18 protein-coding genes and 3 pseudogenes are annotated in these 25,156 nt (G+C 70.4%); 16 read left to right on the top strand and 5 right to left on the bottom strand.

The features are described from left to right. The first annotated feature begins 204 nt into the window (after positions 1–204). Positions 205–1,488: a TerD family protein gene (locus ACLB9X_RS05435; RefSeq protein ID WP_410359057.1), complete on the top strand. Its 1,284-nt coding sequence runs from the start codon at positions 205–207 to the stop codon at positions 1,486–1,488. A 67-nt stretch (positions 1,489–1,555) separates the two neighbouring features. On the opposite strand, the gene ACLB9X_RS05430 is transcribed toward ACLB9X_RS05435, so the two are convergent. Continuing rightward, positions 1,556–2,752: a glycosyltransferase gene (locus ACLB9X_RS05430; RefSeq protein WP_410359056.1), complete on the bottom strand. Its 1,197-nt coding sequence runs from the start codon at positions 2,750–2,752 to the stop codon at positions 1,556–1,558. Positions 2,753–2,810: 58 nt separating this feature from the next. On the opposite strand from ACLB9X_RS05430, the gene ACLB9X_RS05425 reads away from it, so the two are divergent. The 6 genes from ACLB9X_RS05425 (at position 2,811) to ACLB9X_RS05400 (ending at position 9,558) form a co-directional block, all read left to right on the top strand. After that, the gene (locus tag ACLB9X_RS05425; RefSeq protein WP_410359055.1) at positions 2,811–3,599 is read left to right on the top strand and encodes a glutamate racemase; all 789 of its coding nucleotides are present in this window, start codon (positions 2,811–2,813) and stop codon (positions 3,597–3,599) included. 101 nt (positions 3,600–3,700) lie between these two features. Then, positions 3,701–4,261, top strand: a complete 561-nt coding sequence (locus ACLB9X_RS05420) for a hypothetical protein (RefSeq protein WP_410359054.1) — start codon at positions 3,701–3,703, stop codon at positions 4,259–4,261. 286 nt (positions 4,262–4,547) lie between these two features. Then, on the top strand, positions 4,548–6,170 hold the full coding sequence (gene lnt / locus ACLB9X_RS05415) for an apolipoprotein N-acyltransferase (protein WP_410359053.1): 1,623 nt from the start codon (positions 4,548–4,550) through the stop codon (positions 6,168–6,170). Positions 6,171–6,213: 43 nt separating this feature from the next. Then, a complete protein-coding gene (locus tag ACLB9X_RS05410) occupies positions 6,214–6,696 on the top strand; it encodes an NUDIX hydrolase (RefSeq protein WP_410359052.1) in 483 nt (160 codons plus the stop codon). Between the two features lie 55 nt (positions 6,697–6,751). After that, positions 6,752–7,555: a 3-hydroxybutyrate dehydrogenase gene (locus ACLB9X_RS05405; RefSeq protein WP_410359051.1), complete on the top strand. Its 804-nt coding sequence runs from the start codon at positions 6,752–6,754 to the stop codon at positions 7,553–7,555. A gap of 101 nt (positions 7,556–7,656) precedes the next feature. Then, complete coding sequence (locus ACLB9X_RS05400) at positions 7,657–9,558, top strand: helix-turn-helix domain-containing protein (protein WP_410359050.1); 1,902 nt, start codon at positions 7,657–7,659, stop codon at positions 9,556–9,558. 106 nt (positions 9,559–9,664) lie between these two features. Here the strand turns inward: ACLB9X_RS05400 and ACLB9X_RS05395 are convergent, their stop codons facing one another. Continuing rightward, entirely contained in the window at positions 9,665–11,056 is a 1,392-nt protein-coding gene (locus ACLB9X_RS05395; RefSeq protein WP_410359049.1) for an MFS transporter, read from the bottom strand. A 1,004-nt stretch (positions 11,057–12,060) separates the two neighbouring features. On the opposite strand from ACLB9X_RS05395, the gene ACLB9X_RS05390 reads away from it, so the two are divergent. After that, the gene (locus ACLB9X_RS05390) at positions 12,061–13,839 is read left to right on the top strand and encodes a diguanylate cyclase domain-containing protein (protein WP_410359048.1); all 1,779 of its coding nucleotides are present in this window, start codon (positions 12,061–12,063) and stop codon (positions 13,837–13,839) included. 106 nt (positions 13,840–13,945) lie between these two features. Here the strand turns inward: ACLB9X_RS05390 and ACLB9X_RS05385 are convergent, their stop codons facing one another. Next, positions 13,946–14,686, bottom strand: coding sequence for an NAD(P)-dependent oxidoreductase (locus tag ACLB9X_RS05385; RefSeq protein WP_410359047.1), 741 nt, complete (start codon positions 14,684–14,686; stop codon positions 13,946–13,948). 98 nt (positions 14,687–14,784) lie between these two features. Here ACLB9X_RS05385 and ACLB9X_RS05380 point away from each other — a divergent pair, with 98 nt between their 5' ends. Next, complete coding sequence (locus ACLB9X_RS05380) at positions 14,785–15,465, top strand: TetR/AcrR family transcriptional regulator (protein ID WP_410359046.1); 681 nt, start codon at positions 14,785–14,787, stop codon at positions 15,463–15,465. Positions 15,466–15,494: 29 nt separating this feature from the next. Here ACLB9X_RS05380 and ACLB9X_RS05375 read toward each other — a convergent pair. Continuing rightward, positions 15,495–15,641, bottom strand: a pseudogene (locus ACLB9X_RS05375) (hypothetical protein); the annotation flags it as partial. Positions 15,642–16,062: 421 nt separating this feature from the next. On the opposite strand from ACLB9X_RS05375, the pseudogene ACLB9X_RS05370 reads away from it, so the two are divergent. Next, a pseudogene (locus ACLB9X_RS05370) lies at positions 16,063–16,173 on the top strand (IS5/IS1182 family transposase); the annotation flags it as partial. A gap of 59 nt (positions 16,174–16,232) precedes the next feature. Next, positions 16,233–16,676 carry an archease gene (locus ACLB9X_RS05365; protein WP_410359045.1) on the top strand — a complete coding sequence of 148 codons (444 nt, stop codon included), beginning with the start codon at positions 16,233–16,235 and terminating at the stop codon, positions 16,674–16,676. Positions 16,677–16,700: 24 nt separating this feature from the next. Here ACLB9X_RS05365 and ACLB9X_RS05360 read toward each other — a convergent pair whose 3' ends face one another. Beyond that, the gene (locus ACLB9X_RS05360) at positions 16,701–18,113 is read right to left on the bottom strand and encodes an RtcB family protein (protein WP_410359044.1); all 1,413 of its coding nucleotides are present in this window, start codon (positions 18,111–18,113) and stop codon (positions 16,701–16,703) included. A 385-nt stretch (positions 18,114–18,498) separates the two neighbouring features. Between ACLB9X_RS05360 and ACLB9X_RS05355 the strand changes: the two genes are divergently transcribed. From ACLB9X_RS05355 to ACLB9X_RS05335, 5 genes and pseudogenes are all read left to right on the top strand, one after another. Next, positions 18,499–18,777, top strand: a complete 279-nt coding sequence (locus ACLB9X_RS05355) for a hypothetical protein (protein ID WP_410359043.1) — start codon at positions 18,499–18,501, stop codon at positions 18,775–18,777. 68 nt (positions 18,778–18,845) lie between these two features. Beyond that, on the top strand, positions 18,846–19,082 hold the full coding sequence (locus ACLB9X_RS05350) for a hypothetical protein (protein WP_410359042.1): 237 nt from the start codon (positions 18,846–18,848) through the stop codon (positions 19,080–19,082). A gap of 614 nt (positions 19,083–19,696) precedes the next feature. Further along, the gene (locus ACLB9X_RS05345; RefSeq protein ID WP_410359041.1) at positions 19,697–21,691 is read left to right on the top strand and encodes a VWA domain-containing protein; all 1,995 of its coding nucleotides are present in this window, start codon (positions 19,697–19,699) and stop codon (positions 21,689–21,691) included. A 168-nt stretch (positions 21,692–21,859) separates the two neighbouring features. Beyond that, a pseudogene (locus tag ACLB9X_RS05340) lies at positions 21,860–22,450 on the top strand (AMP-binding enzyme); the annotation flags it as partial. A gap of 1,120 nt (positions 22,451–23,570) precedes the next feature. After that, positions 23,571–25,049: a sugar transferase gene (locus tag ACLB9X_RS05335; RefSeq protein WP_410359040.1), complete on the top strand. Its 1,479-nt coding sequence runs from the start codon at positions 23,571–23,573 to the stop codon at positions 25,047–25,049. The last annotated feature ends 107 nt before the right edge of the window (positions 25,050–25,156 follow it).

Below are 25,156 nucleotides of genomic sequence, written 5' to 3'. Positions count from 1 at the left end.
GCGGGTTGTTTCGACAGCTCTGAGTGACTACGGATCCTCAATTCGAGCGAATCAGGTGAAAAGGGTCGACCTGGCGTCTCGCTCTCATGTAAAGGGCAAGGGCAGAGCGGGTTACCGACGGGTCGGACCCGATCAGGTGGACGTATGCGGAATAGGTTGACGAGAAATGAACTTCCGGGCGCAGGAACCGGTGAGGGGGCGGTCATGTCGATGCTCAAAGGAGCCAACACCGCGGTGCGGGCTGAGCGCGTCCGTGTCGAACTGGGGTGGCGGCCCGGACCGGGCGTTCCGGACATCGACGCCTCGGCGCTCCTCCTGACCGGCGGCAGGGTCCGCTCCGACGCCGACTTCGTGTTCTACAACCAGCCCGCGCATGCCTCGGGAGCCGTGCGTCACGAGGGGAAGCGGACGGCGCAGGGCGCCGCCACCGACGTGGTCGCCGTCGACCTCGACCGCGTCGAGGCCGGAATCGACCGGGTCGTGCTCGCCGCCTCCGCGGACGGCGGCACCTTCGGCCAGGTGCCAGGACTGCACATCCGCGTCCTTGACGCGGCGTCGGGCGCCGAACTGGCCCGCTACGACAGCCAGGACGCCACCGTCGAGACGGCGTTCGTCCTCGGCGAGCTCTACCGGCGACAGGGCGCGTGGAAGTTCCGCGCCGTCGGCCAGGGATACGGCACCGGACTCGAGGGTCTCGCCACGGACTTCGGCATCTCCGTCGACGAGCCCCAGCGCCCGGCGGCATCCGCTGCGACCGCGTCCTCGCCGCCTTCCGTCCCGGCTCCCGCGGCCCCCTCGCCCGCCGCGGCTCCACCGCCGCCTCCCGCCCCGCCCGCAGCGCCGCCCGACCCGGTACGGCTCACCAAGATCACCCTGACGAAAGAGGTCCCGTCCGTCTCGCTGACGAAGCAGGGCGGCACCTCGGGTGCGATGCGCGTAAATCTGAACTGGCGGGTGCGCAAGCAGTTCCAGGGCTGGGGCGCCAAGCTCGGCCGCGCCGTCGCCGTGCACGGCGACCTCGACCTCGACCTGTGCGCCCTGTACGAACTCACCGACGGACGCAAGGGCGTTGTCCAGGCGCTGGGCAACGCCTTCGGCGCCCTGCACCAGCCCCCGTACATCCACCTCGACGGCGACGACCGCACCGGCGGCACACCCGGCGAGAACCTCACCATCAACCTCGACCACAAGAGCGCCCTGCGCCGGATCGTCATCTTCGTGACCATTTACGAGGGCGCACGGAGCTTCGCCGACCTCGACGCGACGGTCACGCTCCAGCCCCAGCACGGCGCCGCCATCGACTTCTCCCTCGGCGAGTGCACCGTGCCCTCCACGGTCTGCGCCCTCGCCCTCATCACGAACACCGGATCGGACCTCGTCGTCCAGCGCGAGGCCCGCTTCCTCGTGCCCGAGCGGGGGGTCAGCCCCCAGCGCACCATCGACCATGCCTACGGCTGGGGCATGAACTGGACGCCGGGCAGGAAGTGACGCCCGCCCGAGGGGCGTTCATCGGTCCACGGGCGTCGGGCCGGGGTTCAGCGGACGCGCCGAGTACTCAGCGGTCGGGCGCGGCCTCGGGCCGGGCGTAGGTACGCCCCTTCCAGGCCGCCCCCCGGCCCCGGTAGTGCTGGACCGCCGAGTCGACGGTCATCAGCAGGTACAGCAGCGCGGTGAACGGCAGGGTGGGGGCGAGCAGCAGAGACAGGCGGTAGTAGCGAAGCATCGGCGCGTACGTCCCCGCCATCACCGCCCAGGCCAGTCCCGCCACTCCCACGGCCACCGGGTCGCCCGCCACCGTGGCGGCCACCAGCACGACGGGCGGCGCCAGATACACCAGGGCGAGCCCCGCCACCGTGGCCGCCAGCACCAGCGGGTGGTGCCGCAGCTGCGCGTACGCACAGCGCGACACCATCCGCCACAGATCCGCGAACTTCGGATACGGGCGCACGCTGTCCACCCGCTCCGCGAGCCCGAGCCAGATCCGGCCGCCCGCGCGCCGCACCGCGCGCGCCAGCGAGACGTCGTCGATCACCGCCTGCCGGATCGACGCCGGGACGTCCGCCCGCACCGCGGTGGCGGTGCGCAGCAGGACGCACCCGCCGGCCGCCGCGGCCGTCCGCGCGCCGTCCGCGTTGATCCAGCGGAAGGGATAGAGCTGGGCGAAGAAGTACACGAACGCCGGGACCACCAGCCGCTCCCAGCCGCTCTCGACGCGCAGCCGCGCCATCTGGGACACCAGGTCGTACCGGCCGGCGTCCCCGTCCGCCGAGCCGCTCCCGTGGGCGGCGGCCACCAGCTCGCGCAGGCTGTCCGGCTCGTGGGCGATGTCCGCGTCCGTCAGCAGCAGGAACTCCGGACCGTTCGCCCGGGCCAGGGCGATCCCGTGCCGCAGCGCCCACAGCTTCCCCGTCCAGCCGGGCTCCGGCTCGCCCGGGGTCACGACCCGCAGCGGCAGGCCGCCGTGCCGCGCGGCGAGCGAGTGCGCGACCTCGCCGGTGCCGTCGCCGCTGTTGTCGTCCACGAGCACGATCTCCGCCCGGCCCGGGTACCGCTGGCCGAGCAGGGAGGGCAGGCTGTCCGGCAGGACCGCGGCCTCGTCCCGCGCGGGCACCACGACGGCGACATCCGGCCACACCGAGGGGTCCTCCCGTCGCGGCAGGCGCTGGTCGGTGCGCCAGAAGAACCCCTGGCCGAGCAGCAGCCAGCACCATGCGGCCAGCGATCCGAGGGCGGTCCACGCGAGGGCGCTCATGCGCCGCAGTCTGCCCCAGCCCGGGGGGCCCGGAGCGGCGGTCGACTATGGTGACCGGGTGAAGATCGCGCTCATGGACTCCGGAATCGGCCTGCTCGCGGCGGCCGCCGCCGTACGCCGACTGCGACCCGATGCTGATCTGGTCCTCTCCTCGGCTCCCGACAGCATGCCTTGGGGGCCGCTCACGCCGGCCGACGTCACCGAGCGCGCGCTCGCCGTGGCACGGGCGGCGGCCGCCCACCGGCCGGACGCGCTGATCATCGCCTGCAACACCGCCTCGGTGCACGCTCTGCCCGCGATCCGTGCGGAGCTGGAGCCGGACCTCCCCGTCGTGGGGACCGTGCCCGCGATCAAACCCGCCGCGGCAGGCGGCGGCCCGGTGGCCATCTGGGCCACGCCGGCGACCACGGGCAGCCCCTACCAGCGCGGACTCATCGCGGAATTCGCCCACGCCGTCGACGTCACCGAGGTCCCCTGCCCCGGTCTCGCCGACGCCGTCGAGAGCGCCGACGAGGCGGGGATCGACCGGGCCGTCGCCGCGGCGGCAGCCATCACGCCGCAGCATGTCAGCGCCGTCGTCCTCGGCTGCACCCACTACGAACTCGTCGCGGAACGCATCCGCGCGGCCGTCGCGTCCGACGGTGACGGCAGCGCCCTCGCCCTTTACGGCTCCGCGGACGCGGTCGCCGCCCAGGCCCTGCGCCGCAGCGGTGCCGCCCCCGCGCCCGATGCCGCGCCGAGCGGCCGGATCACGGTCCTGCTCAGCGGCCGGGAGTCCGAGCTGCCCGACGCCGCCCTCGCCTACGCCGAGGGGCGCCTGTTCCAGGCGGTCACGCCCGCGGTCTGACGCCCGCCACAGCCGGCCGGCGCGCCGTCCCGCCGGTGATCCTTACTCTCGGTCACGCCTGGACCGTGCTGTGTACGCCGATGCTGGGTACCCTCCCAGACATGAGGCACCGTCTGCGCCACCTGGGGCCCGCGAGCGAGCCCCTCCCCGAAGTCTGGACCGGCCGAGCGACCAACCGCCTGCAGTGGGTGCTGGCTGCGGCGGGTGCGGCGTGCCTCGCGCTCGGCATCAAGCTCGCCGTCTCGGCCAACTGGGAGACGGCGATCACGGCCCTGCTGATGGCGGTGATCGGCTGCGTCGCGGCCGGCCTCCTGATGCTCTACGGCACGCTCGCCTTCGTCCGACTGGAAGTGACCATCGACCGGGAGGCCCTCGAAGTGCGCTGCGGCCACGTGGGCTTGCCGCGCAAGCGCATCCTCCTCAGCGAGGTCGTCGAGGCCGACTACGACCCGAAGATCACCCCGTACCAGTGGGGCGGCTGGGGCTGCCGCTGGCGTCCGGAGAAGGGCACGGCGTGGCTCGTGCGGCGCGGCGAGGGAGTGGTCGTCACGCTGGCGGGCGGCGAGACGTTCACGGTGACCGTCGACGGTGCCGAGATGGCCGTGCGCGTCATCCGGGACCGCCTCAGCAGGTCGAACAGCGACCCGGTCCCCCAAATCTGAGCCGGCGCCGCCCCGCGCGGGACCGCGTTGTGCCGTCCCCGAGCGCTGCGCCCGACTCGACTGAGCCTGGGCCGGCCCGCACGGGACACGTTCGTGCCGTGCCCGAGCGATGCGTCCCCGCAGGTCTGAGCCGGAACGGCCACCGCGGGGCAAGGCCCTGTCCCCGAGCGACGCCGTCTCGCCCCGTCTGAGCCGGGGCTGCCCCACGGAACGCCCTCGTGCCGTCCCGGTCACGAACGGTGACCGCACTGCCGGGCGCACAGGTCACCGCCGTAGACTCCGGCAGGTGAGCGCCACCATCGCCCCAGTCGACATCCCGCAGCCCGCCCGCGTGGCCGGCCGCCCGCTGATCCGGCGGTTCGTACGGCCCGGAGCCGCGGCCCTGTCCGGGGTGCTGCTCTATCTGAGCTTCCCCCCGAGGCCCCTGTGGTGGCTGGTGCTCCCCGCTTTCGCGCTGCTCGGCTGGACCCTGCGCGGGCGGCGGCCGCGGGCGGCGCTGGGCCTCGGCTACCTGGCGGGCCTGGGCTTCCTGCTCCCCCTGCTCGTCTGGACCGGCGAGGAGGTCGGCGCGGTCCCGTGGCTGGCGCTCGCCGCAGTCGAGGCCCTGTTCGTCGCGGTCGCCTGCGTGGGCATGGCCGCCGTCTCGCGCCTGCCCGCGTGGCCGGTGTGGGGCGCGGCGGTCTGGATCGCCGGGGAGGCGGCCCGTGCCAGGATGCCGTTCGGCGGCTTCCCCTGGGGGAAGATCGCGTTCGGACAGGCGGACGGCCTCTTCCTGCCGCTGGCCGCCGTCGGCGGCACCCCCGTGCTGAGCTTCGCAGTCGTCCTGTGCGGTCTGGGGCTGTACGAAACGGTGCGCCAGGCGGCGGCGCACCGCCGCACCGGCACCGTGCGCAGCGGGACGGCGGCCGCCGCTCTGCTGGCTCTCGTGCTGCCGCTCGTGGGCGCCGTGTGCGCCCGGCCGCTCGTCGACGACGCCGCCGAGGACGGCACCGCGACCGTCGCCGCGATCCAGGGCAACGTGCCGCGCCTGGGACTCGACTTCAACGCCCAGCGCCGGGCGGTGCTCGACAACCACGCGCAGCGCACCGAGCAGCTGGCCGACGACGTGGCAGCGGGCAAGGCGCCGAAGCCGGACTTCGTCCTGTGGCCGGAGAACTCCTCCGACCTCGACCCCTACCGCAACGCCGACGCCCGCCTCGTCATCGACGACGCCGTCAGGGCCATCGGCGTCCCCACCGTCGTCGGCGCCGTGCTGACCCCCGAGACGGGCACGCTCCGCAACACGCTGATCGAGTGGGACCCGCGCCACGGCCCCGTCGACACCTACGACAAGCGCCACGTCCAGCCGTTCGGCGAGTACATCCCGCTGCGGCCGATCGTACGGATCTTCAACTCCGACGTGGACCGCGTCAGCCGCGACTTCGGTCCGGGGTACGAGGTCGGCGTCTTCGACCTGGCGGGGACGCAGGTCGGGCTCGTCACCTGTTTCGAGGCGGCGTTCGACGACGCGGCCCGTGACACCGTCACCCATGGCGCGCAGCTCATCTCCGTCCCCAGCAACAACGCCACGTTCGGCCGCAGCGAGATGACCTACCAGCAGCTGGCCATGTCGCGCGTGCGGGCCGTGGAGCACAGCCGGTCCGTCGTCGTCCCCGTCACCAGCGGCGTCAGCGCCGTGATCATGCCGGACGGCGAGATCGTCCAGGAGACGCGCATGTTCACGCCCGACGCGCTCGTCGCCGAGGTGCCCCTGCGGTCCTCCCTCACGCCCGCCACCCGGCTCGGCGTCTGGCCCGAGGTGGCCCTGCTGCTCCTCGCGGCCGCCGCCGTGGGCAAGGCCGTCACCGATGCCGTACGCGAACGGCGCGGGCGTGCGGACGCCGCAGTGGAGCAGGGAGCCGGGGCCTGACCTGTCCGACCGGTGTCGGCCGCCGCCCGTTAGGGTCGCGGGCATGGGTACGCCTGACTTCATCCGTGAGATCCGGGCCACCGCGGGCCACCAGCTGTTGTTGCTGCCGGGGGTGAGCGCCGTCGTCCTCGACGACGAGGGACGTGTGCTGCTCGGCAGACGGGCGGACACCGGGAAGTGGTCGATCATCGGCGGCATCCCGGAGCCGGGGGAGGAGCCGGCCGTGACCGCGGAGCGCGAGGTGTTCGAGGAGACGGCCGTACGGTGCGTTGCCGAGCGGGTCGTCCTCGTGCAGGCGCTGCCCGATCCGGTCACCTATCCCAACGGGGACCGCTGCCAGTACATGGACATCACGATGCGGTGCCGGGCGGTCGGCGGCGATGCCCGGGTCAACGACGAGGAGTCGCTCGAGGTGGGCTGGTTCCCGATCGACTCACTGCCGGAACTCAAGGAGCCCGACCTGTTCCGGATCAAGCAGGCGCTGGCCGAGGGACCAGCATGGTTTCACCCCACCATTACGCCGTGAAGTATGGGCGCTGACCACATCGGTCGGGGGATGATCGCTGCCTAGGGTGCACACCATGACCGCGCCCATCACCTCAGGTCCCACAGCGCCCTCCGTCTCCCTCGACCTCGGCGGCCGCACCGCCCTGGTCACCGGTGCCGCGGGCGGCATCGGCCACGCCTGCGTGCTGCGACTCGCGGCCGCGGGCGCGAAGGTCAGAGCCGTCGACCGCGACGCCGAGGGGCTGGCGGCGCTGGTGGAGCAGGCCGACGGACTCGCCGGCGCCGTCGAGGCGCGGGTGCTCGACCTCACCGACCTCGACGCCGCCGAGGCCGTCGCCGCGGGCGCGGACATCCTCGTCAACAACGCCGGACTGCAACTCGTCCGCCCCATCGAGGAGTTCCCGCCGGACGTCTTCCACACCGTGCTCACGGTCATGCTGGAGGCGCCGTTCCGCCTGATCAGGGGCGCGCTGCCGCACATGTACGCGCAGGGCTGGGGGCGGATCGTCAACATCTCCTCCGTGCACGGACTGCGGGCCTCCCCCTACAAGTCCGCCTATGTGGCCGCCAAACACGGACTGGAGGGCCTGTCCAAGACCGCGGCCCTGGAAGGCGCTCCCCACGGTGTGACGTCGGTGTGCGTCAATCCGGGCTATGTGCGTACGCCCCTGGTCGAGAAGCAGATCGCCGACCAGGCCGCCGCACACTCCCTGCCCGAGGAACGCGTCCTGACCGAGGTCCTGCTCAAGGACTCGGCGATCAAGCGCCTCATCGAAACGGACGAGGTCGCCGAGGCCGTGCTGTACCTGTGTTCGCCGCAGGCCGCGTTCATCACCGGCACCTCCCTCGCCCTCGACGGCGGATGGACCGCCCACTGACGGCGGGCGGCCCCTTGACGGCGGGCGGAGCGGCCGACGGCGGCCGCCCGGTTGTCCACAGGGCTGGCGCGACCCCGGCCGCGCCGGGTAATCCTGTGTCCATGTCCCTGGATCAAGCCGCCTACCTGGAGCTCCTCGCCCGCGGCGCCGCAGTCGAGGCCTACGACAGGCCCGTCCTGCTCGCGCGGGCCCACGGCGCCGACGCCGCGTCGCTCGCCGCCACCGAGCACGCCAAGCAGCTCGCGCTGCGGGTCCGTGCCGAGCTGGAGGGCCGCAGGCGGCGCGAGGCGGAGCTGTCCGCGCTCTTCGAGACGGCGCACGACCTGGCCGGGCTGCGCGACCTCGATGCCGTGCTGCGCGCGATCGTGCAGCGCGCCCGCTCCCTGCTGGGCACCGAGGTCGCCTACCTCAGCCTCAACGACCCCGTCGCCGGCGACACCTACATGCGGGTCACCGAGGGGTCGGTCTCGGCGCGCTTCCAGCAGGTCCGGCTCGGCATGGGCGAGGGCCTCGGCGGCCTCGTCGCGCAGACGGCCCGGCCCTATGTGACCGAGAGCTACTTCGAGGACGCCCGGTTCGAGCACACGGGGCCGATCGACGCGGCGGTCAGGGACGAGGGGCTGGTCGCCATCCTCGGCGTGCCGCTGATGCTCGGCAGCCAGGTCATCGGCGTGCTGTTCGCCGCCGACCGCCGCGCCCGCGTCTTCGAACGGGAACAGGTCGCGCTGCTCGCCTCGTTCGCCGCACACGCCGCCGTGGCCATCGACACGGCGAACCTGCTCGCCGAGACGCGCTCCGCCCTGTCCGAGCTGGAGCGGGCCCACGCGATCATCCAGGAGCACAGCGGTGTCATCGAGCGCGCGTCGGAGGTGCACGACCGGCTCACCGAACTGGTGCTGCGCGGCGGCGGCGTCGACGACGTGGCCGCCGCACTCTCGGAAGTCCTGGACGGCACGGTCGAGTTCACCGAGCACGGCCCCCGGCTCACCGCGGCGGACGGACGCGCGGGCCGCCACGGCGACGACTGGGTCGCCGAAGTCTCCGCGGGCGGCGAGGTGTTCGGCGCCCTCGTGCTGCGCGGCCACCCCGATCTCGCCCTCGTCGACCAGCGCACCCTGGAGCGGGCCGCCATGGTCACCTCGCTGCTCCTGCTCGCCCGCCGGTCGGCGCACGACGCCGAACAGCGCGTACGGGGCGAGCTGCTGGACGACCTGCTGGACGCGCAGGACCGCGACCCCCGCCTCCTGCGGGAGCGCGCGGCGCGGCTGCGCGCCGACCTGGACGTGCCCCACGTCGTGCTGGCCGCGCGGATCGACGGCCACCCGGACCCCGGCTCCGCGGCCGGCCCCCAGTCGGCCGCCGCGCGCGAGAGCGCGGACCGGCAGCGGCTGTGGTCGGCCGCCTCGCACATGGCCGCGACCCGTTCGGGCCTCGCCGCGGCCCGGGACGGCGGCACCGTGCTGCTCCTCCCGCTCGGCCCCGACGACACCCCGGCCTCCCTCGCCCGCCAGACCGCCCGCCAACTGGGCGGCACACTGCGCGAGTCGGTGACCGTCGGAGCCTCGTCCCCGGTGGCCTCCCCGGCCGGCGACCCCGCTCCGATATCCGGCGCCTACGAGCAGGCACGGCGGTGCCTGGACGCTTTGCGCCTGCTCGGCCGCTCCGGACAGGGCGCGGCCGCCGAGGACCTGGGCTTCCTCGGGCTGCTGCTGGCCGACCCCGGCGACATCGACGGCTTCGTGCACCGCACGATCGGCGAGGTCGTCGCGTACGACAGGCGCCGGGGCACCGACCTCGTCGGCACCCTCGACGCGTACTTCGCCAGCGGCATGAGCCCGGCCCGTACGAAGGACGACCTCCACGTCCATGTGAACACCGTCGCCCAGCGCCTCGAGCGCATCGGCCGGCTCCTGGGCCCCGACTGGCAGACGCCCGCCCGCTCCCTGGAGATCCAGCTGGCCCTGCGGCTGTACGGGATGTCCTCGGCGGCGCACCGGGATTGAGGCCGACACCTCCCGCCGCCGTTCCGGCCGGGCCGTGCCCCGCACACGAAGCCACGCGGGACCCATGAGGTCCCGCGCGGCTTCGGCGTGGTGCACAGGGCGCTGCTCAGGCGGTACGGGCAGCGTCCGCCGCCGGGGAGGACGCGGGGTCCGTGGCGCCGTCGGAGCCGGGCTCCACGTCGTTGAGGTTCCGGTGCCTGGTCTCCCTGGCGCATGCGATGGCCACCACGGTGAGCAGGGCGGCGGCGATGACGTACAGGGCGATCGGCGTCGACGAGCCGTAGTCCGCGAGCAGGGCGGTCGCGATGAGCGGCGCGGGGGCCCCTGCGGCGACGGAGGAGAACTGCGCGCCGATGGACGCCCCGGAGTAGCGCATGCGCGTCGCGAACATCTCGGAGAAGAACGCCGCCTGCGGCGCGTACATCGCCCCGTGCAGCACCAGACCGACGGTCACGGCCAGCAGCAGCGAACCGAAGCTCCCCTGGTCGATCAGTGCGAAGAAGGGGAACATCCACGCGCCGACGCCGATGGCGCCGATGAGGTAGACGGGCCTGCGGCCCAGCCGGTCCGACAGCGCGCCCCAGAGCGGGATCACGGCGAAGTGGACGGCCGAGGCGATGAGTACGGCGTTCAGCGCGGTCTGCTTGCTCATCTCCACGGCGGTCGTCGCGTACACGAGGATGAACGCGGTGATCACGTAGTAGCTGATGTTCTCCGCCATGCGCGCGCCCATGGCGACCAGCACATCGCGCCAGTGGTGGCGCAGCACGGCGACGAGCGGCATCTTCTCGACCTGGCCGGCGGCGGCCTTGCGCTGCTCGGCCTGGGCCAGGGCGGCCTTGAAGACGGGCGATTCGTCGACGGAGAGACGAATCCACAGACCGACGATCACCAGGACGCCCGAGAGCAGGAACGGGATCCGCCATCCCCATGAGGTGAACGCGGCGTCGGAGAGCAGCGCGGTGAGCGCGGAGAGCACACCGGTCGCCAGCAACTGCCCGGCCGGAGCACCGGTCTGCGGCCACGACGCCCAGAAGCCGCGCCGGCCGGCGTCCCCGTGCTCGGACACGAGCAGAACGGCCCCGCCCCATTCGCCGCCGAGGGCGAAGCCCTGCACGAGGCGGAGGACGGTGAGCAGCACGGGCGCCGCGGTCCCGATGGTCGCGTGCGTGGGCAGCAGCCCGATCGCGAACGTGGCCCCGCCCATCATCAACAGGCTCAGCACCAGCAGCTTCTTGCGCCCGAGCCGGTCGCCGTAGTGCCCGAAGACGAGCGCTCCGAGCGGCCGGGCCGCGAAGCCGACGGCGTAGGTGAGGAAGGACAGCAGGGTGCCCACGAGCGGGTCGGACTCGGGGAAGAAGAGCTTGTTGAACACCAGCGCGGCGGCCGAACCGTACAGGAAGAAGTCGTACCACTCGATGGTGGTGCCGATGAGGCTGGCTGCGACGATGCGCTTGAGGTTCGACGGAGTGGGTGGAGCGCTTGCGGGCGACGACATCGGCACCACTTCCTGGCGTTCGACGGGGACGTATGCGTATCGCCACACCGTAGGAATGGCCAGGTCAGAGGCGTATGTGGTGGGACACTATAGTTCTGGGCGCTGGAGTGCGCGTGCCCACCATGGAGGCACTTCTTGGATCTCCGTGACGGTCTTGACAAGGCCGCGAAGGCATCTGTCCGAGTTGCACTATTCGGGCATGATGTGGAGGTGCCGTGCTGACTCCCGTGCTGACTTGGTGCTGACTACGCTGCGTATTCCACAGCACGACGGCGTTGAGGACGAGACTCGGACTGGCGCGCTGGTCCTTCTGGCCGTCGCGGTATGCCTGCCGGATCCTCGGCGTGCGTTCACGTCTGCCCGTACAGGAAGCTGCGGAACTCTCGCCCCACTTCAGGTCGCTGAAGTCCGGGTAGCTGAACCGCTTCCGAATTTTCTGCGCGTGTTCGTACACCGTCATCAAAGCCGACGGCTCACCCGCAATCACCCGAACCCGCGTGGCACATGACTTCGCAGCAGACGCTATCTCCGGGACGAAACGCTCTTCTGGTGGCGGTGGTGCCTTGCAGGAGCGATTCGCCACGGCACTGACTGACGGGAACGCAGCATCTTCCCTACCAGTTCAGTCCCGCCGCGTCAGTGGCACACGGGCGCTGTCGTTATTTCAGGTGAAGGCCCCAAGGCGGCATGCGCATTGAGCGAAGGATCGTCCTACCCTTTTATCGCACTCGTTTTGCAAGGGTTTGTGTCCGCCCTCCTGAGCCGGGTCACTCCGGGAGGTTCGCATGGTGCCAGGATTAGCCGGTCGAGGCGGTTCGACCCGCGTCGCCCGTATCGGCTGGCCGCACGGGGCAGGGGCGCGCGAGGCCCTGGGTGTGGGCTCTGCGGCAGCTGCAGCCGTGGGAGGGTGCGTCACCGCGGCAGTGGTGCTGGGTGCCTGCGTAGGGGTGGCAGCTGCGCATGGGGTAGCCACTCTCTCGCTCTACGCGCGTGCCCGAACCGTCATGGGAAGGGTCCGCCTGCGCCTGATTCTGCTGGCGGTTTCGGTGGCAGCAGGTGGTCTTCACCACCTTTTGGCCAGTCAACGCCCCACAGCACAGGCAGGATTTGCCGGCGTTGTCCAATCCGTGATCGAACTGCTGACAGTCGCCGGGATCTTGGTTTCTCTGGGGTTGGGTGTCGCCGGACTGGTCGTGGCAGCTGCGGACAGCGGCACGACGCTGATCTGGTTACGGCGGCTCCTGGACGGCTGGATGACCGCAGGCTCGCTGTTCATGCTGAGCTGGGTGCTTCTGTTGCATCGCGTCGACAAAGGCGGTGACGTATCGGGATCGCTCATGGCTCTCACCCGTGTGGCGGCGGACATCCTCGTCCTCGGGTTACTGGTCGCCTTGCGCTTCTGCCGGAGATCCGGGGAGCGCGCAGCGGTCACTCTGGCGGCCGCGGCCGTCGCCGTTTTGGCCGTGAGCGACATGCTGGCCATTCTGTTGCCCGCTCCAGGCGCCTGGTCCGGGATTCCTGTCACGGCGGCCCTTTCGATGGCCGGATTGTTCCTCGTGGCCCTCGCGCCCTGGCTGTCCGGCGGTGCCAGCATCATGGGCGCCGACCGGCGCGAGTTGCCTGTCGCCGGGGTGGTCGTCGCCTTTGTACCCGTGGTCGTCTGCGCTTTCGCCATGGCTGCGCATGTACTGGCCGGTGGCCACCCCGATGTGGTGATGCTCGCCCTGGCAGGTTCTGTGCTTCTCGGGCTCAGCGCCCGGCAAGGCGTTGCTCACGCCGACCACTTGCAGCTCACTCGAGAGGCGGCAGCCCGGGAGGCCCATTACCGCACGCTGGTCGATGGCTCGAGCGATGTGATCACCATCGTCGGCCTGGATGGTCGCGTGCTCTACATCAGTCCGGCCGTCCGTGAGGTCTTCGGATACCGCCCTGAGGAACTCGTAGGCGCCCGCCTGCCCCTGTACAGCCACCCGGACGACGTGGCGCCGCTGATGCAAGCCGTCGAGACGCTGCGGCGGGAAGCCGAGTCAGGCACCCGCGGTCCGGGCCGCTGCGTGTCGTGTCGGGTTCGGGCGGCGGACGGGCAATGGCGCCACGTCGAGTCGACGATCAGCCACCACGCCGACGGACTGATCTTCAACAGCCGCGATATCACCGAGCGAGTCACATTGCAGGCACAACTCGAGCACCTGGCATTCCACGACGTGTTGACGGGCCTGCCCAACCGCGCGTTATTCGCCGACAGGGTCAAACACGCGCTGCAGAAGCGGACCGCCGACGCCACGCCGCCCGCGGTGATCGTCCTGGACCTGGACGGCTTCAAGGCCGTCAACGACTCGGCCGGTCACGCGGCAGGTGATGGCCTGCTCGTCCAGGCTGCCCGTCGGCTCGAGGCATCCGTGCGGGCCGCGGACACGGTCGCCCGCCTCGGCGGTGACGAGTTCGCCGCGCTGCTGGAGGGAAAGGCAGGAGCATGCCCTTCCCGGGCCAGGGAGGTAGCGGAGCGGATCTTGTCGGCCCTGATGAAGCCGTACCGCATCGGCAGCACCGATGCGGTGGTATCGGCTTCCATTGGCATCGCGGTAGCCACTCCAGGGATCACGCCGGATGAACTCCTGCACAACGCCGACCTGGTCATGTACGAGGCCAAAGCCGCGGGAAAAGGCCGCATCCGCATGCACGGCGCGCAGCCGCAGAGCATCAGTTGCGAGACTTCTTCCACCGTTATCACCACCTGTGTCTGCAAAGACACTGCTGTACCAACGGCCAACACAGTGGGTTGAGTTGTTCGGCGGCGCCGTTCGCGGGTGTCCGGCAGGGGCGACTGTCCGGAATGCTGGAGGGCTGAGACGCACGCGGATCAGGCCGTACCCCGATGGTCCCAAGGTGTCAGGCCACGCCCTCCGTGCGGGCGTGGGCGAGGGCCGACGGGGTCAGCCGGCCGACGATGGCCGGGGCCTCCCGGACGAGGGCGTCGTCCTCCACCGCGTCGACCATGAAAAGGGCGAAGTCCACGCGACGGGTCAGGTTGCTCGCGAGGACGGGGTCGCCGACATGCCGGCTCCACACGGGCAGGCCCTGGCTCTCGCCCTCCTCCAGGTCGCTGCCGCGGACGACCGTCCATTCGGTGTCGCTGGAGAATATCCTTCGGCATGCCTCCACCTGGTCGTCCAGGTCCGCCACGCGAGCCAGTCTTGCCAACCGCCCGAAGACCGCCACGAACGTTTTGAGTTTCCGGGTGTACACGTCCTTCCCGTCGCGGGTGATGTGCCAGCCGCAGGAGAACACCAACCGGGCTCCTGGTGGCGCCTGGTCGAGCACGGTCTGGGCCGTACCGGAGGAGTAGTGGTTCATCCCCCATGGCACCAGCACCGTGAGCACGGCCTGGCACCCGTCCACCGCCCGTGCGATGACCGCACGGTCGTCGGTCGCGCCGGGGATCACCGTGATCCGCCCCTCGAACTCGGCGAGCTTGTCGACGCTCTGTTCCCGGCACACGCCCACCACCTCGTAGCCCCGGTTCAGCGCGTGGCGCACCATGTACCGCCCGAGCTTTCCGGACGCGCCGACGACGCACACCCTTTTCCCTGGGCCCCGTGTCCGGGCCTCCTGCGAGCCGATCGGTTCCATGACCTTCGCCCTCCCTCTCCCCACCCGTCCTTACGGCGTAAGGGTGTGCCTTACGTAGTAAGGTTGTCAACCGATGAAGCCCGCCCAGGGAGGATTCCGTGTCCACCGAGCCAGCCCCCGTGTCGGCGTCCCGCCGCCGACCGCTCAGCAAGGAGACGGTGCTCCGCTCGGCGGTCGCGCTGGCGGACGAGGCCGGCACCGGCGCGCTGACGATGCGCAAACTCGCCGCGCGGCTTGGTGTCGAGGCCATGTCGCTGTACCACCACGTCCGCAACAAGGAGGCGATTCTCGACGGCATGGTCGACCTCCTCTTCGGTGAGATCGAGCTCCCGCCGAAGGACCTCCACTGGCGGGCCGCGATGCGACGGCGCGCGGTTTCGACACGCGACGCACTGCTCCGCCACCCGTGGGCGATCGGCCTGATGGACTCGCGGAGCAACCCCGGCCTCGCGACGCTGCGCCACCACGACGCCGTGATCGGCTGCCTGCGATCGGGCGGCTTCACCCTCGCCGGTGCGGCACACGCGTTCTCCGTACTCGACAGCTACGTCTACGGGTTCACGCTGCAGGAGCTCAGCCTGCCGTTCGAGTCGTCCGCCGACATCGAGGACCTGGCGGACTCGATCCTGGAACAGATGCCCCGCGACGAGTTCCCCCACCTGACCGAGATGATCGGCCACCATGCCCTGAAACCCGGCTACGCGTACGCTGCGGAATTCGACATCGGACTCGACCTGATTCTCGACGGATTGCAACGACAGCGCGAAAGCTGGCTGTGACCAGTCACCGGACGCGTACACGTGCCCCCTCACTCCTGCCGCAGCGCGAACCACAGCTCCATCCGAACGTGCTCGTCGCCAGGGTCTGACTCCAGCCGTGCCGGGCCGCGCGTGATGCACTGGCGAACCGTGTTGCGGTGAGCTTCCGGCGCCGTGGCCGTCCCGCCCCAACTGCCACGGGCCGGCGGAGATCAGGCGGATCTGCTCAGTCAGATGCCGAGGTGGTTCGACGCGCCCGTCGACTGAACGCGCACTCGGGGCCCGAGGGCGGGCCGTTGTGACGGGATGCGCGACATCATGCGCTCGATCTGCCCGGCCACGGGCGGACGGCGAAGAACATCGCGCCCATGCCGTTCTGGTCGTAGATGCCGCTGAACGGGCTGGTGAGGAGTTCGAGCCGGGATACCGCCGGCCGGGAACTCGGCGAAAACCAACGCGGCGGCGTTGCGTGCGGCCGACCTGCTGGGGTGGCAATCCCGCGGCGCGCGGAGGAGGCGATGGCCTCCCGCCTGGCACCTGGGCGTCGGTGATCTCCTTGGCGAAGCCGTCCTCGCCCGGCAGGCTGACCGGTTTCGGGTCGGTGGTGTCGAACACCAGGTGCTGGACGGGTTGTGGGAGTTGTTCCAGCGGGTGGTGCCGGAGGCGCCGATACGGCCCCAGGGCGGTGGCCGACGCCAGTACGGTGACCGTGAGGTGCCGGCCGGGTTGCCTTCATGGAAGCGCGGCTCGAGCCTGCCCCGGGGACGGACCGGGCACATGATGGAGACATGGCCGACGACACACAGAGGGGCAGGCCGGGGGAGACCGGTCACCGGACGGTCCCGCACACGGCCGACGTGCGGATCGAGGCATGGGGGGCGAGCCGGGAGCAGTGTCTGGCGGAGGCTGTGCTCGGGATGGTGGGGTGCTTCGCGGACGTCTCCGGCGTGCGGCCGACCGCGGTGCGGCAGGTGGAGCTGGCCGAGGCCGACGACGACGATCTGCTGATCGCGTCCCTGGACGAGGTCATCTTCCGGCTGGAGGTGCACGGCGAGGTGCCGGTGGACGTGGAGGCGGAGGCGACAGACGGGGGACTCGACGTACGACTGGCCGTGACCGACGTGGCGGCGGTACGGATCATCGGCGCCATCCCCAAGGCCGTGTCGTGGAGTGATCTGTACCTTGCCCCGGATCCGTACGGCTGGTCCTGCGCTGTGACGGTCGACGTATGACGGGCTGATTCATGACGGTCTGACCTACCCCTTCACCACGCCCAGCGGGACCAGCCGGACGACCTTGCGGCACAGCCCCGCTCCCTCGCTCGCCTCCACCACGGCGGAGACGTCCTTGTACGCCTCCGGTGCCTCCTCTGCCAGGCCCTGCAAGGACGCAACGCGTACCGCGATCCCTTGCGCCTCCAGGCGTGACCGCAGCTCCCGGCCGCGCACCGCACGCACGGCCGCGTGCCGGCTCAGGACCCGGCCGGCCCCGTGGCAGGTGGAGGAGAACGCGTCGCCGTCGGGGACCCCGGTCAGGACGTACGAGGCGGTGCCCATGGTGCCGGGAATGAGCACCGGCTGCCCGACCCCGCGCAGGTCGTCCGGCAGATCGGAGTGGCCGGGCGGCAGTGCCCTGGTGGCGCCCTTGCGGTGGACGCACAAGGTACGAGGTTCCCCCCGCACGAGATGGGTCTCGATCTTGGCCAGGTTGTGGGACACGTCGTAGACCAGGGAAAGACGGGCCCCCAGCTCACGGCGGAAGATGCGGCGGGCCGCCTGGGAAAGAAGCTGACGGTTGGCGCGCCCGTAATTGGCCGCGGCGCCCATCGCGCCGAGATACGCGCGCCCTTCCGGCGAGTCGACCGGGGCGCAGGCGAGCTGCTTGTCGGGAACGGTGATGCCGTGCCGCGGCATGGCCAGGTTCATCATCCGGACGTCATCCGTGCAGACCTGGTGCCCCAGCCCGCGCGAGCCGCAGTGGATCATCACGCAGATCTGGCCGAGTGCGAGTTCGAAGGCGGCGGCGACCGGCTCGTCGTAGACCTCGGCGACCTGCTGTACCTCCAGGAAGTGGTTGCCCCCGCCCAGGCTGCCGACCTGCGCGAGCCCCCGTTCCATCGCCCGCTCGCTCACCTGTGTCACGTCCGCGTCGGGTACCGCCCCGTTGTCCTCGCAGCGGCTCAGGTCGCGCGGCTCTCCGTGGCCTTGGTCGACCGCGTACCGGGATCCTTCCGCCAGTACCCGTTTGAGCTGAGCCGTGCTGCCCAGCTGCCAGACCGCGCCGCGTCCGGCACCACGCGGGGTGTCCCAGCCCAGTCCGTCCATCAACGCGGACAGCACAGGCGCGAGGTCCTGGCGGTCGCAGTCGGCGGCCAGCAGTCGTACACCGCAGGAGATGTCGAACCCGACACCGCCGGGTGAGACCACCCCACCCTCCTCGACATCGGTCGCGGCCACCCCGCCGATGGGAAAGCCGTAGCCCCAGTGAACGTCCGGCATCGCGTACGAGGCCGTCACGATGCCCGGCAGCGTCGCCACGTTGGCGACCTGCTCCAACGCCTTCTCGGCGTCCCGCAGCAGCCCGCGCGAGGCGAACACGATCCCGGGCACCCTCATGTCGCGCCGCGGATCGATGCGGTAGCGGTACGGGCGCTCCTCTACGATCTCCATGGCAGCCTCCAGGGTTCTGTCTTCCAGGATCCGCCGTTTCCCCGGTCCAGGCCCTGCCGTCTTCCTGGTCCCCGCCGCCGAACCGGCCCCGGGCGCGAGTGCCCGCGACCGCGCCGCGGGATCCGCTGCCACTACGCCAGCACCGCCGCCGAGCTCGCGGTCATCGGCCCGCACACGGAGTGGCAGCTTCCATCCTGGCCATCGTGCTCGTCTCCCCAGTGCACAAGCCGACCATGCGCGGGCCGGCGTGCGCGGCGTCGGCGGCGGCGAGGTCCCGCCAACTCACCCCAACAGCCGCTTGATCATTTTCGGACGCGACTGAAAACTGGCAATGAAGGCAGCGTCCGTCTCGGCCTCGTGGCGGACATCCGAGAGGAGACCAACAGTGACGACCGACACGAAAAGCAGAGTGCGTTTGAAAGAGGAAGACGCCGTGCGAATGCGTCGGCTGCATGAAGAGATTTCCGGCCGCGTCGAGGAAATGGCACTCATCGCGGCGCGGAATCTCAAGATGAAGCTGAACGGTGAGGGTGTGCGCATGTTCCACCCGGTGCGGAATGAGAAGGCGAGGCGGATCGAATTCGAGGGCGTCGAAATCATCTGTTACCCGAACGGTGTGTGCGCTTGTTACGACTACGACTCCGGCGAGTGCTACGAGTGCTGACGGGGAACGCCGAGTGAGGCAGCGCGGCAAGCCGGACTTGGCGCCTGGTTCATGGCAGAGGAGATCACATGGCATCGAACAAGCGGCAGGAGTTCCGCGTCGAGATCGACGGACTCGACCTTGCTGAGGAGGTGGTGCAGCGGATCAATGACGCCGTGCGCAGGGTTGTACTGCACGAACTGGCGGCGATCAGTCCGGCCGGAAGCAGCAGGAGCGTTGATCTGTTGGGAAAGGGATTCACGGCCCGTGGCATCGAGCATGGTGGCACTCAGGGAATCCGTGTGCGCTCAGCGGAATCGGAATGACCGACCCCCAGTCGGAGACGCGCGAATCGCTCGCCACGGAATCGCGGACAACCCCGGTCTGCCCCAGTTCGACCTGCCATGAAGGCGCTGTTGTCATCGGCGTACTGGGAGAAAGCGGCCGCCTGGGCTACATTCGGCCTCCCGTCCCCGTCGACTCGCACTTCGCCGAAACCGCCGGCCGGCACGGCGATCCTGAATCGCGTTTCCGTTTCGCCGACAACTGCGTGCGCCATGCCTGTGAACACTGGACCGGCCGGCAGTGCGGGCTCATCGGCCGGCTGGTCCACTCTGCACATGCTCAAGAACTTGAGCTTGCCACAAACCTGCCGAGATGCGCTGTCAGAGCCGACTGTCAGTGGTTCGCCCAGAACGGACAGGAGGCATGCGCCGTCTGCCCTCTAGTTGTGTATCGCCCCAAATAGGGTCGTATTGCCCTGCCGGTTCAGAGATGCGTACGCATGTCCGATCTGCTCAGTGTCTTGACGCAGCGGGCTCAAGTCGGCACGCTCCGTTGCGGACAACAGCGGGGACGAGCGCATCGGCGTGCCCGTCCCGCCGCTTGGATTCCTAGGGGGGAATCAATGCACGCGTTATCGACGCGCCTGCGCACGCCCATGCCCATACGGACACTCCTGGCCGGATTCACAGTCCTGGTCCTCGCTCTGACCGGCCTGGTCGCCTTGGCGCCCAGTGCCGCGGCGGCGCCCGTGCCCGACGCCTCGGCCGGCCCCACGGCCGTCGCCCGGTACGGCACCTCCACCGTGAAACTCAGACTCGACGGCGAGTCCAGCACTCAGTCGACACCGACCGACCTCGTGCTCGTCCTCGACGAGTCCGGCAGCATCGACGGCACCGAGTGGGGCCAACTGAAGGACTTCGCCAAGAGCGTGGTCAACGGCGTGGCGGCCCACGGGCTGTTCACCAACGGCGGCAGGATCGGCGTCGTCGGCTTCGCCAACGGCGTGACACCGCCCGTCAGCGCCCTCAGCGGCGACAAGGATGCCGTCCTGAACGCCATCGACACGAACCCCAAGCAGGACACAGGCACCTGCATCGCCTGCGGCCTGGCCGAGGCCAACGCCGTAATGGGGCCCGACGACCCGGCCCGCAACCAGCTGGCGATCGTGATCACCGACGGTGAGGCGACCAGCGGCGACACGGCCGCCGAGGCAGCCGCCCTGCAGGCCGAGGCCACCGTATTCGCCGTCGGCGTCGGCGGGGGGATCCAGCAGGCCACCCTTGAGGTCATCGCCAGCGGCCCGGGCTCCGACAACACCTTCTCGGCCGGTGACTTCGGCAGCCTCGACACCCTGCTGAAGGAGATCGTCGAGGCGGTCGTGGTACCCGGCGCCATCCACCCGTCGATCGCCGTCACGCTCGACGCGCCCTGGCAGCTCGTGGCCGGCACCGTGACCGCGAACCTCGCCGGATCGGCCGTGAACGACGTCACCGCCGACGGGTTCACCTGGTCCCGGGCCGAACTCGGGGACGAGGACCTGGAGATCACTTACCAGGTCAAGCACCGCGGCGCCCCCTGCGGGCCGCTGGACGTCAACAAGTCCGTCGTCTACCACGACGACCAGAGCGCTTCCGTGACCTTCCCGAAGGTCATCGTCACCGTCAACTGTCTGCCGCCCGTCGCCGATGCCGGCCTCGACAAGACCGTCGACGAGGGCTCCGCGGTCATGCTGGACGGCTCCGCCAGCCACGACCCGGACGGCACCGTCGTCTCGTACGCCTGGAGCGGCGCCGACGCCGGCATCGGCACGCTGGCGAACGCCGGTGCGGCGGTCGCCACGTACAACGGTCTCGACGACGGCGATGACGCCGTGACGCTCACCGTGACGGATGACAACGGCCTCACGGACGACGACTCCACCACCGTGACGGTCAAGAACGTCGCCCCGAACCTCACCCTCACCACCTGCCCGGTCGACCCGCACGCGGTGAACACGGACGTCTCCTTCGGCGGAACCTTCACCGACCCGGGCACGCTCGACACCCACACGATGTCCGTCGACTGGGGCGACGGCACGACGACCGACGTGTCCGGCGTGAACTCCCCGGTGGGCAGCACGCATCAGTACCCGGCCGCGGGCATCTACGACATCGCCGTCACCGTCACGGACGACGACGGCGGGACCGACACCCAGCACTGTGGCTTCGTGGTCGTGTACGACCCCGACGGCGGCTTCGTGACCGGCGGCGGCTGGATCAACTCTCCGGCCGGCGCCTACCCGGCAGACCCGGGGGCCACCGGGCGTGCGAACTTCGGCTTCGTGTCGAAGTACAAGAAGGGCGCGGCCGTTCCCACCGGCAGCACGGAGTTCCAGTTCAAGGCCGGAAACCTGAACTTCCACTCCGCCGACCACCAGTGGCTGGTCGTCGCCGGTGACAGGGCCATCTTCAAGGGCACGGGCACGGTCAACGGCGTCGCAGGGTACTCGTTCATGCTCAGCGCGACCGACGGTACGCCGGACACCTTCCGGATGCGGGTGTGGAAGACCGCGGACGACACGCTCGTCTACGACAACCAGATCGGCTCGGCACCCGACGCGGACCCGACGACCGCCCTTGCGGGAGGGTCGATCGTGATCCACAAGAGCTGACGCCACAGGCCCGGCCGGCGGCTCACCCGACGCCGGCCGGGCTGCGCGGTCCCTTCGCCTGCGCTGATTCGGAGATGTGCCGAGCCCATCGGGCGCACCCAGGGCGCCACCGGCCGCTCACGCGGGTGGCTGCACCACCCAGCTGAAGGACGAGGTGGCGGCCTTCGGCCGGCCGGTGTCGACGGCGCGCTCGTCGTGAAGTTCCCCCTGCCGCCCGGTTCGCTGCCCACCCTCTGGAACGACGACGCCCGCTTCGTCGCCTCCTACCTCTCCACCTGCGACGGCTACTACCTCACGGGCGACAGCGGGCACATCGACGAGGACGGCTATGTGTACGTCATGGGCCGCACCGACGACGTCATCAACGTCGACGGACACCGGCTGTCCACCGGCAGCATGGAAGAGGCCCTGGCCACGCACTCCGATGTCGCCGAGTGCGCCGTGATCGGCGTCGCGGACGCCCTCAAGGGGCAGGTCCCACGCGGCTTCGTCGTCCTGAAGGCGGGCACCGCCCGCGACCCGAGGGAGATCGAGGCCGAACTGGTCCGGCTCGTACGCGAGCGCATCGGTGCCGTCGCCTCCCTCAAGGAGGTGGCTGTCGTGGCCGCCCTGTCCAAGACGCGCTCGGGGAAGATCCTGCGCAAGACGATGCCCGGTATCGCCGACGGCCTCGACGAACCCACCCCGTCCACGGTGGACGACCCGAGCGCCATCGAGACCCTGCGTCCGGTTCTTCACCGCCCCGATCACAGCGTTTGAGCACGCTGCCGAACCGGCGGTCGGTCACGCCTGGACGCCAACGCGGGGTTGCGCGGAGCTCACGGTGGGCGGGTGACGTGCGAGGGCGCCGCGGCCGTACCGGACCGTGGGGGCTGGGGCGTGTCGGCTCATCTTCCGGTGCTGCATGCCCTCCCTCTGCGCGATGTGATCCACCGACGTCAGGAAGCCGTCGGTGACGGCCCCGGATATCGACACGCACGCCGCGCGACAACGTCGGCGCCCAAGACCATAACCAGGTCTTGGGCGTCGCTGTCCCGCGTGGGCTCGAATTTGGCCAACAGCGTCGGGGGCTCGGCAGGGCGTCGGTGTGGGCGGGGTGCGGGCGCACTGCCGTGCCGTTGTCCCGACCCGTGGCCGTAGCCGGCATCGGCCACGATCACCGGCGCGGAAGACAGCCAGCCGGCCGGTCAACAGGCCAGCGGCAGATGGTATTTGGGCGCATTTCTGACGCCATCGGGCCCCTGTGGCCGGCTCACCTCGCACCGTACTGACGAACTGCTGCAGGGCATGCACCCCCTCCGGCCGCCGCCTGATCCAGCCATCCGACATGCTCCCGATCAGCCCCGATGAACACACTGACGCAGTCCGGAGAACTCCCCGTCATCACAGGTCACAAGGCACGCCTTCGTCGCCAACGCGCCCGCAGGGCGGTTACGGCTGCGTGGATCCATCTTCAAATCTTGAGCGCAAATTGCACACATCGTCTCTTCAGATGGGCCTCGATGGTCTAGATTGACCGTGCTTCACATGCGGCACGCAAGGCGTCAAATGATGATCTATGGGTCAGACGCTATGCGAAGCCGGCAACTGCGTCTTCGGCCTCAGACGTGCGGGTGATCAACTCTTTGAGCCCGAGAGGGGTTTTGGGTGCGGGGAGCACCCGAGATTTCGACGGGTTCCGGCGCACCTCGAGACGCGGGCGGGGCACATGAGTCCGCTGCGGCCGGGGCGGGTTGTTCACGTAGCGCTGAAGTAGCCGGGATGCCATATGCGGGGGCAGGGGCCTCCCGCGGGGAGGAACAGCGCGGGGCGGGGGCCTCCCGCGGGGAGGAACAGTGTCAGGCGAACACGTCGTACCACTGGGGACCGGGGGGGTTCTGTGCGGCAGGGGGGATTAGTCGGCCCTTTTTCGTCGGCGTGCGGGGGTCTGACGAATGGGGCGATCAGCAGGCCCGCGATCGACTGGGAGCAGCGGTACCGCCGTACGGTGATCACCAGCGATACCGTGGCCACCGCCTTGGTGGTGGCGGCGATCGGCAACTTCTTCGGGGTTCGGGACGCAGCCAACTGGCACGAGAAGTGGGGAATTCTCGCGTTCGGCACTGAGCTGCTGGTACTGGGAGCGCTTGCGGTGAGCCGGTCGTGGGCTCCGGCCGTGCTCGGCCAGGGCGCCGAGGAATTCCGCCGACTCGGACGCTCACTGTTCGCGGCGACCGTCGTACTGGCGCTCGGCGGTATCGCCCTCGCCTCGCGCAACATCAAGCTCTGGATATTCGTCGCGATCCCCGCGGTCGCGCTCGTCACCATGACCGCGCGGTATCTGCTCCGCCTCTGGCTGCACAAACAGCGCAAGGAAGGACGGTGCCTGCGACCGGTGCTCGCTGCCGGGAGCCCGGCCACCGTGCGCGACCTGATCACGCGAACCCGCAAGTTCCCCCACATCGGCTGGCGGGTGGAGGCGGTGTGCACGCCGGACGGTCGCGGGCTCGAGGGCGACCACCTCGACGGAGTGCCGGTCGTCGGCCGGATGACGGACGTCGCCAAGCATGTACGCCACGACGGCTACCGTGTCGTCGCGGTCACACCGGACCCGCACTGGTCACCGGACCGGCTGCAGCGGCTGGCCTGGAACCTCGAAGGCAGCGATACCGAGATGGTCGTGGCCCCCGTGCTGATGGAGGTGGCCGGCCCGCGGCTGCACGTCGACGCGGTGCTCGGGATCCCGCTGCTGCGGGTCAGCATGCCGACCTTCACCGGGGGCCGCCGGGCGATCAAGGGGGTCGTCGACCGGGTAGGCGCAACGTTTCTGCTGATGTTGTTCGCGCCGCTAATGGTGCTCGTCGGGCTGCTCGTGGTGCTGGACAGCCGGGGTGGGGTGTTCTACCGCCAGCGCAGGGTCGGCAAGGACGGCCGTGAGTTCAACATTCTCAAGTTCCGCACCATGGTCGCCGGGGCCCACGGGGCACGGGCCGAGCTGGCCGACCGCAACGAGGGCGCCGGCCTGCTGTTCAAGCTCCGCCGGGATCCGCGGGTGACCCGGGTGGGAGCAGTACTGCGCCGGTACTCGCTCGACGAGCTGCCGCAGCTGTTCAACGTGCTCACCGGATCGATGTCGCTGGTCGGACCCCGGCCTCCGTTGCCGGAGGAGTGCGCCGCGTACGACCCGGACATCCGGCGGCGGCTCCTGGTCAAGCCCGGGCTCACCGGCCTGTGGCAGATCAGCGGACGCAGCGACCTGCCGTGGGAGGAAGCGGTCCGGCTCGACCTGCGGTACGTGGAGGACTGGTCGCTCGCCCTGGACACAGTGATCTTGTGGAAGACGCTGCGTGCGGTGCTCCACGGGCAGGGGGCCTACTGATGCATGGGGGGCGTCGTTAGGCCGACGCGCGAACGGCAGGCCAGGATTTTTTGGGGGATCGCAGGCCACAAGGACCTGCATGCGGCGACCGCAGGCCACAAGGGTCT

The organism is Streptomyces sp. 5K101, assembly GCF_046506645.1.
GTDB lineage: Bacteria > Actinomycetota > Actinomycetes > Streptomycetales > Streptomycetaceae > Streptomyces.
Note: the sequence above shows the minus strand (reverse complement) of the source record. Positions and strands in the feature narration are given on the sequence as shown.

Coding starts and splice junctions, on each gene's coding strand:
- ACLB9X_RS05435 (WP_410359057.1), top strand. CDS start 205: ATGTCGATGCTCAAAGGAGCCAACACCGCGGTGCGGGCTGAGCGCGTC.
- ACLB9X_RS05430 (WP_410359056.1), bottom strand. CDS start 2,752: ATGAGCGCCCTCGCGTGGACCGCCCTCGGATCGCTGGCCGCATGGTGC.
- ACLB9X_RS05420 (WP_410359054.1), top strand. CDS start 3,701: ATGAGGCACCGTCTGCGCCACCTGGGGCCCGCGAGCGAGCCCCTCCCC.
- ACLB9X_RS05410 (WP_410359052.1), top strand. CDS start 6,214: ATGGGTACGCCTGACTTCATCCGTGAGATCCGGGCCACCGCGGGCCAC.
- ACLB9X_RS05405 (WP_410359051.1), top strand. CDS start 6,752: ATGACCGCGCCCATCACCTCAGGTCCCACAGCGCCCTCCGTCTCCCTC.
- ACLB9X_RS05400 (WP_410359050.1), top strand. CDS start 7,657: ATGTCCCTGGATCAAGCCGCCTACCTGGAGCTCCTCGCCCGCGGCGCC.
- ACLB9X_RS05395 (WP_410359049.1), bottom strand. CDS start 11,056: ATGTCGTCGCCCGCAAGCGCTCCACCCACTCCGTCGAACCTCAAGCGC.
- ACLB9X_RS05390 (WP_410359048.1), top strand. CDS start 12,061: ATGGGAAGGGTCCGCCTGCGCCTGATTCTGCTGGCGGTTTCGGTGGCA.
- ACLB9X_RS05385 (WP_410359047.1), bottom strand. CDS start 14,686: ATGGAACCGATCGGCTCGCAGGAGGCCCGGACACGGGGCCCAGGGAAA.
- ACLB9X_RS05365 (WP_410359045.1), top strand. CDS start 16,233: ATGGCCGACGACACACAGAGGGGCAGGCCGGGGGAGACCGGTCACCGG.
- ACLB9X_RS05360 (WP_410359044.1), bottom strand. CDS start 18,113: ATGGAGATCGTAGAGGAGCGCCCGTACCGCTACCGCATCGATCCGCGG.
- ACLB9X_RS05350 (WP_410359042.1), top strand. CDS start 18,846: ATGGCATCGAACAAGCGGCAGGAGTTCCGCGTCGAGATCGACGGACTC.
- ACLB9X_RS05345 (WP_410359041.1), top strand. CDS start 19,697: ATGCCCATACGGACACTCCTGGCCGGATTCACAGTCCTGGTCCTCGCT.